The sequence below is a fragment of the Gaetbulibacter sp. PBL-D1 genome, from assembly GCF_050509525.1.
Taxonomy (GTDB): domain Bacteria; phylum Bacteroidota; class Bacteroidia; order Flavobacteriales; family Flavobacteriaceae; genus Gaetbulibacter_B; species Gaetbulibacter_B jejuensis.
In genome coordinates this window covers 1-5,439 of record NZ_JBNWKB010000033.1, presented here as the reverse complement: position 1 = coordinate 5,439, position 5,439 = coordinate 1, and the positions used below count along the sequence as shown (strand labels likewise).

The following is a 5,439-nucleotide window of genomic DNA, read 5'->3' as shown; positions in this document are numbered from 1 at the left end:
GTGTAACCTTCAACCAAAAAGCAATTATCTTCTTTAGCAATACTTTGTTTTGCATGATACAAACCATACAACACTTTACTCTTATGATATATGGTACTCTCTGGCGAGTTTAGGTATTTTGCAGCTTTTTTATCGTTAGTTAGTATTCTACCTCCAAACCCTAAAACACGACCACTCATGCTATGTATAGGAAACATCACACGACCTTTAAAACGGTCAAAAGTTTTATTGTCCTTTACAATGGTAAGTCCTGTTTTTTCGAGGAATTCCATTTGATAGCCTTTTTTTACAGCCTCATCAGTAAAGGCTTGCCACTCATCTGGTGAGTATCCTAATTGAAACTTTTTAATGGTTTCGTTGGTAAATCCACGTTCTTTAAAATAGCTTAATCCAATGGCTTGACCTTGGTCTGTTTTAAACATGACTTTTTGAAAATAGTCATTTGCAAACTCGCTAACCAAATACATGCTTTCACGTTCGTTGGCTTCTTCTTTTTGCTCATTGGTTTGTTCGGTTTCTTCAACGTCAATATTATACTTTTTTGCTAAGTATTTTATAGCCTCAGGATAAGTGAAATGCTCGTGCTCCATCAAAAACGTTACCACATTACCACCTTTACCACTACTAAAATCTTTCCAGATCTGTTTTACAGGTGACACCATAAAGCTAGGTGTACGCTCGTCACTAAAAGGACTCAACCCTTTAAAGTTAGTGCCTGATTTTTTTAAGGTTACAAAATCACCAATAACCTCCTCTACACGAGCGGTTTCAAAGACATGTTCTATGGTAGATTTTGATATCAACGTTGAAAAAAATTTGCAGACTGTAAATGTACTATAAAACTCCTTGTCTAAAAAATTTAAGCTGAGAGTAAAAACTTGACATTATAAAATAAAAAACCGAACTTCGTTTAACAGTCGATATAAATTATTAAAACAATTCATGTCTTTATTTTACCTGTAATTATATGAAAAAGAAAATTCCGATAGCATTAAGAAAGTTTTTTGATAAGTATTCAAACTATAATGATAGTTTATTTGAAATCGAAATTGGAGACGAACCTTTGTTGATATTTACAGATGTTGATATAAATAGTGGTTATTATTTTCAAGTAAAAAAAATCAATGCTGGCTCCAATACTAATTCAGGAAAAACAACTTATACCCTAGAATATTTGCCATATAATGAGGAAACTATTTCCAAAAGAGAGGCAACAGTTGTGCTGACGTACATAAAAGAGCATTTTGAAAAATGGGTAAACATTTTACTTGAAGCTAATAAAGAAAGCCCTTTGTTTGATGATAATATAACTCAAGCCTATTTTGATGAGATTGGACCTAAATTTAAAATTATTGATGAAGACGCAAATTATAAACCATTTTCTATAGAACAGCAAAAGAAAATTTTAGTCTTTTTGGATAATGCCGAAAGAGTTTTAAAAGAGAATCCGAAACAAACCTCAGATGTTAAGGAATCAATAGAACTGATTAATGAAACAAAAAAAAACATTAACGTTTCAACCAAAACAAAAGTCATTAATAATATTAGGAAAATAGTTGCTAAAGGATTTAAGATAGGCTTAAAAGTAGGTGAAAAACTATTGATTGAATTCACTACTGAATTGACTAAAAAATTATTAATCGGATAAAAAACTACAGGTAACACCGTGTATAATTCATTACTTCTGATTTTCCTCGTTGAAAGTCCTTGCAAATTTTCTATTCGGTATGTATTTGCTAAATTAGTAACCAGACCAGCGCAACAAACCATGCACAAACCGTTAAACGAAACCAAATCTTCAGCATTATCATATATTAAAAAAACCTCCAGTTAAGGAGGCTTTTTTACTAACTCAAATAATTGTTTTAATCTAAATCAAAGCGTAAACCCATTGATAAATTGTGTTGGTCAAACGCTTGGTCTTTAAATAAAGGGTTTAAATCGTATTTCATGTACAATCCCATACTGCCATAACCAACATAAGCGCCAAGACCATATACAAAATCGGAAGTATTGTAATTACGCTTTATTTTTTCTTTTACTCTATCTCCATCTTGCTTGTATCTTAGTTTTTGCTGCGTACCAATGTTAAATCCTGCGTAAGCACCAACACCAATTTTAAATTTGTTGTGTGTTGAATAACGGAAATAATCGTCTTTTTCGATTTTTTTAGATGGACCAAATTCAAAATACACTGGCACTACCAAATTGGTTACTCTAAATTCAGACTCTTTTAACTCATACGGAAACTCCTCTAATGTAGTTACGTTACCATCTTGCACAAAGTATTTATCATCTTTAGGTGATAGTTTGTTCCACTGAAAAGAGAATCCGTACTTTAAACGTAAGGCATTTGAGTTTTTAAATACTCTGGTTTTCCAAGCCCAACCTAACTCTACAAATCCTGAGTTCATAAAACCGTATTCATCACCTATTTTTTGTCCGTCACCAATAGCGTTGTTAAAACCTGCTGCAAACACAAGATCGCTAGTTGTGCGTTTGTCGTATTTTCGGAACTTTTTTCTGTTCTTTATTCTAAAACCTGCAAAGCTTTCGCCATCACCTCCAAAACTGAATCCGAAATAGTCTCCTTTATCGTCGTCCAAATTATCATAACCTATTTCGTTACGCTTTAGCAACTCTATTTTGTTATCTATAATTGCAATACGATTTTCAATATTTAGCGCACGCTTTTTGGCTACTTCTTTTTTAAGCGCATCGGCTTTTTCTTGAGTGATTTCGCCATTTTCCAATCGAAGATTTATAGCCTCAACTTCTTTTTTAAGATACTCGCGTTCTTCTTCTTCAATTTTTTTCTTTAACTCATCAAGGCTCTCAATTTTAAACTGATTTTTAGACTTTTGAATTGTGTCTTGTGCGTTCATTTTACCTACAACTAGGCATAAGATTACTAGCACTACGCATTTTGTAATAGTGTTCATAACTGTTCGTTTTGTGATTAATGTTTCTTTTTAAGTGTTAATGATTTCGTTCAGCAACTGCAGTTTTTACTGTGTCGAAACTATTTTTAAGAGCATCAAATACTTTTGCTCTAAACGATTGCTCTAGCTCATCTTCAACGTCTTGAAGTAAAGCATCAGCACTTACCGTTCTTGTGGTTTCGTTGTATAATCTGTTTTTAAGTATTTCTCGTTCTGCTTGTTTTAAAAGCGAATCAATTTCGGCATTACTAACTGTAACATCTTCGAGGTTGAGCTTTTTTATTTCGTCAACTACATCGTTTATTTTAGCTTTTTCAAACTCTAATGAGTTTAAAGGAGTCTCTAAGTGCTTAACTTTTTCTTGCTCTTTAGTAGTGGTTGCAGCCACAGCTTCTTTAATTGTAACCGTTGTATTAGGACTTACAATTCTTGTTGATTTTGGCACCACTGCTCCATTTTTTGGGGTAGAAATTGTTTTTTTAGTTGATTTTTTAATGTCTTCAACTTGTTCTACAGCAACAGTATTTTCTTCTTTTTGGTTTTCAACAGGATTTAAAACTTCTTCTTTTAATTGTTCTTCTTTAGTTTCAGTATCTACAATTGCTGGTGTGCTGTTTTCTAATTCTGAATTATTAAAAAACAATGTCGTTACTAAAGCAACACCTACAATGCTTGCTGCAATACCAACCCAAAAATATACCGTTTTGGGTTTTCTTTTATCTTGATTATCTAAACGTTTTGCCAAAACATCCCAACTTGCCTCAGATGGCTGTATAGTACGCTCCTCAATCTTCTCCTTAAGATTTTCCTCAAACTTAATTGGTGCCATAACTAGATGTGTTTAATTTTTTAATGTTTTCTTGAAGCATTTGTCTTGCTTTGAAGAGTTGCGATTTTGATGTTCCTTCTGATATATTTAATAGTTCTGCAATTTCTTGGTGCTTATAACCTTCTATAGCATACATTACAAAAACCATTTTATAACCTTCTGGCAATTCATCAATCAATTGTTGTAATTCAGCCATTTCAATTTCGGTATTGATATTATTTGCATAATCGTGAGGCATTGTTACCTCTTCTACCGAAAACTCAATTTGCTTTTGCTGTCTTAAAAATGATATTGCTTCTCGTACCATTATTTTTCTCAGCCAACCTTCAAAACTTCCCAGATTTTTAAAACTCTTTAAATTTGTAAACGCTTTAAAAAACCCATTTAGCATTACCTCTTCAGCTTTTTGAACATCTTTTATATAATACCTGCAAACACTCAACATTTTAGGCGCATGTATTTCGTACAACACATGTTGCGCCTCGCGATTGTTTTTCGCAGCTTTACTGATAAGTTCAGTGTTATTATTATGCAATTGAATAACTTTCAAAATAGCTTTCATAAGGTCTTCTATTTATAAAGACGAAAGTTTTTTTTAAACGGTTGCCTGAAGTATGAAAAAAAAATTATTTTTTTCTGTCAATCACGTAATTCACCATAAGTTCTAGTGAATCTTTAAATTCAGATTTTGGGTATGCATCAAGAATTTGAAGTGCTTCTGTTTGAAACTGTTTCATTTTATCAATTGCATATTCCAATCCTCCATTAGCTTTAACAAAAGCTATAACCTCTTTAACACGCTTTGTGTTTTTGTTATGATTTTTGATGGAGTTTATTAACCATTTTCTTTCCTTATCTGAACTGTTGTTGAGCACATAAATGAGTGGCAAAGTCATTTTTTGCTCTTTAATATCGATTCCTGTAGGCTTACCGATAGCTTCATCTCCATAATCGAACAAATCATCTTTAATTTGAAATGCCATCCCAATAAGCTCACCAAATTTTCGCATGGTTTCTACTTCGGGTGAATTTGGTTTTACCGAAGCTGCACCTAAACTGCAACAAGCCGCAATAAGTGTTGCTGTTTTTTGACGGATAATCTCGTAATAGACGTCTTCAGTAATATCAAGCTGTCTCGCTTTTTCAATTTGGAGCAACTCACCTTCGCTCATTTCTCGAACAGCTACTGAAATAATTTTAAGTAAATCAAAATCATTATTATCAATTGACAGCAACAATCCTTTAGACAATAAAAAATCACCTATAAGTACTGCAATTTTATTTTTCCAAAGTGCATTTATAGAAAAGAATCCTCTACGTCTATTACTATCATCAACAACATCGTCATGCACTAAAGTAGCAGTATGAATCAATTCAATTACCGAAGCACCTCTATAAGTTCGCTCACTAACTTCGCCATTTTTAATCATTTTAGCTACCAGAAACACAAACATAGGTCGCATTTGCTTCCCTTTTCTATTAACAATGTAGTGTGTAATTCTGTTGAGTAATGCAACCTTAGAAGACATTGACAAACGGAACTTTTCTTCGAAAAGATCCATTTCATAAGCAATAGGTTGTTTTATTTGTTCTGTAATTTTCAATTAAAAAGCTACTAAAATTGAGAACAACAAACGTACTAAAAAAGCTTGTGATATGCTATTTTAG

Annotated in this window: 6 protein-coding genes; 1 reads left to right on the top strand and 5 read right to left on the bottom strand. The window is 32.7% G+C overall.

The annotated features are described in order from the left end of the window. The coding region (dnaG, locus tag ACQ0RB_RS15620; RefSeq protein WP_430499617.1) for a DNA primase at positions 1-803 on the bottom strand (803 nt) is incomplete at its 3' end. A 164-nt stretch (positions 804-967) separates the two neighbouring features. Between dnaG and ACQ0RB_RS15615 the strand changes: the two genes are divergently transcribed. Then, complete coding sequence (locus tag ACQ0RB_RS15615; RefSeq protein WP_430499616.1) at positions 968-1,648, top strand: hypothetical protein; 681 nt, start codon at positions 968-970, stop codon at positions 1,646-1,648. 217 nt (positions 1,649-1,865) lie between these two features. Here the strand turns inward: ACQ0RB_RS15615 and ACQ0RB_RS15610 are convergent, their stop codons facing one another. The 4 genes from ACQ0RB_RS15610 to ACQ0RB_RS15595 all read right to left on the bottom strand — a co-directional run bounded on the left by ACQ0RB_RS15610 (position 1,866) and on the right by ACQ0RB_RS15595 (position 5,375). Next, entirely contained in the window at positions 1,866-2,942 is a 1,077-nt protein-coding gene (locus ACQ0RB_RS15610) for a hypothetical protein (RefSeq protein WP_430499614.1), read from the bottom strand. A 37-nt stretch (positions 2,943-2,979) separates the two neighbouring features. Beyond that, on the bottom strand, positions 2,980-3,771 hold the full coding sequence (locus tag ACQ0RB_RS15605) for a hypothetical protein (RefSeq protein WP_430499613.1): 792 nt from the start codon (positions 3,769-3,771) through the stop codon (positions 2,980-2,982). Next, positions 3,758-4,333, bottom strand: a complete 576-nt coding sequence (locus ACQ0RB_RS15600; protein ID WP_430499611.1) for an RNA polymerase sigma factor — start codon at positions 4,331-4,333, stop codon at positions 3,758-3,760. Before ACQ0RB_RS15600 ends, ACQ0RB_RS15605 begins: the two co-directional genes overlap by 14 nt. Before the next feature lie 64 nt (positions 4,334-4,397). Continuing rightward, positions 4,398-5,375: a polyprenyl synthetase family protein gene (locus tag ACQ0RB_RS15595; protein WP_430499609.1), complete on the bottom strand. Its 978-nt coding sequence runs from the start codon at positions 5,373-5,375 to the stop codon at positions 4,398-4,400. Positions 5,376-5,439: the final 64 nt, after the last annotated feature.